General features: G+C 48.5%; 2 tRNA genes and 2 rRNA genes. All 4 read left to right on the top strand.

Going from position 1 to position 1230, the window contains the following annotated elements:
* Positions 1–89 (top strand): 16S ribosomal RNA (locus M2387_RS25785); the annotation flags it as partial.
* Between the two features lie 68 nt (positions 90–157).
* Positions 158–234: transfer RNA gene (locus M2387_RS25780), tRNA-Ile, on the top strand.
* Positions 235–350: 116 nt separating this feature from the next.
* A tRNA-Ala gene (locus tag M2387_RS25775) sits at positions 351–426 on the top strand.
* Between the two features lie 205 nt (positions 427–631).
* Positions 632–1230: ribosomal RNA gene (locus M2387_RS25770) — 23S ribosomal RNA — on the top strand; the annotation flags it as partial.

Genomic DNA, 1230 nt, shown 5'->3' with positions numbered 1-1230 from the left:
GGAGGGCGCTTACCACTTTGTGATTCATGACTGGGGTGAAGTCGTAACAAGGTAACCGTAGGGGAACCTGCGGTTGGATCACCTCCTTACCTAAAGATACAACATTGCGTAGTGCTCACACAGATTGTCTGATAGAAATCGAGCAGTAAAACCTTATAGGCTTGTAGCTCAGGTGGTTAGAGCGCACCCCTGATAAGGGTGAGGTCGGTGGTTCAAGTCCACTCAGGCCTACCAAAACTTTTCCCATGCTTCGTTGCGCCCCCGCTCACATACTGATGTATGCTTCGCGGAGACACGCCTCGCCTGGAAAAAGTTTGTAACTGGTAAATTTAAGGTTTTACGAAAACGATGGGGCTATAGCTCAGCTGGGAGAGCGCCTGCCTTGCACGCAGGAGGTCAGCGGTTCGATCCCGCTTAGCTCCACCATCCTTTTCATGCTCAAAAATACTTCCAAGTATGCTGGATAACAGTGTGCTGCGAAGTATTTGCTCTTTAAAAATCTGGAACAAGCTGAAAATTGAAACGACACATCGATTCCTTTCTCCGTAATAAGAAAGGAAATTTTGGTGTGTTCGAGTCTCTCAAATTTTTGCAGCACGATGATGGCTTACGAGACATCTTCGGGTTGTGAGGTTAAGCGACTAAGCGTACACGGTGGATGCCTAGGCAGTCAGAGGCGATGAAGGACGTGCTAATCTGCGATAAGCGTCGGTAAGGTGATATGAACCGTTATAACCGACGATTTCCGAATGGGGAAACCCAGTGCAATTCGTTGCACTATCATTGAGTGAATACATAGCTCAATGAAGCGAACCGAGGGAACTGAAACATCTAAGTACCTCGAGGAAAAGAAATCAACCGAGATTCCCCCAGTAGCGGCGAGCGAACGGGGAGCAGCCCAGAGTCTTAATCAGTTTGTGTGTTAGTGGAAGCGTCTGGAAAGTCGCAGGGTACAGGGTGATACTCCCGTACACTAAAACACACATTCTGTGAACTCGAAGAGTAGGGCGGGACACGTGGTATCCTGTCTGAATATGGGGGGACCATCCTCCAAGGCTAAATACTCCTGACTGACCGATAGTGAACCAGTACCGTGAGGGAAAGGCGAAAAGAACCCCGGCGAGGGGAGTGAAATAGAACCTGAAACCGTGTACGTACAAGCAGTGGGAGCCTACTTGTTAGGTGACTGCGTACCTTTTGTATAATGGGTCAGCGACTTATATTCTGTAG

It is taken from the genome of Klebsiella sp. BIGb0407 (assembly GCF_024807845.1).
Taxonomy (GTDB): domain Bacteria; phylum Pseudomonadota; class Gammaproteobacteria; order Enterobacterales; family Enterobacteriaceae; genus JGM124.
The sequence above is the reverse complement of the archived record's forward strand: the minus strand, read 5'-3'. Positions and strand labels throughout refer to the sequence as shown.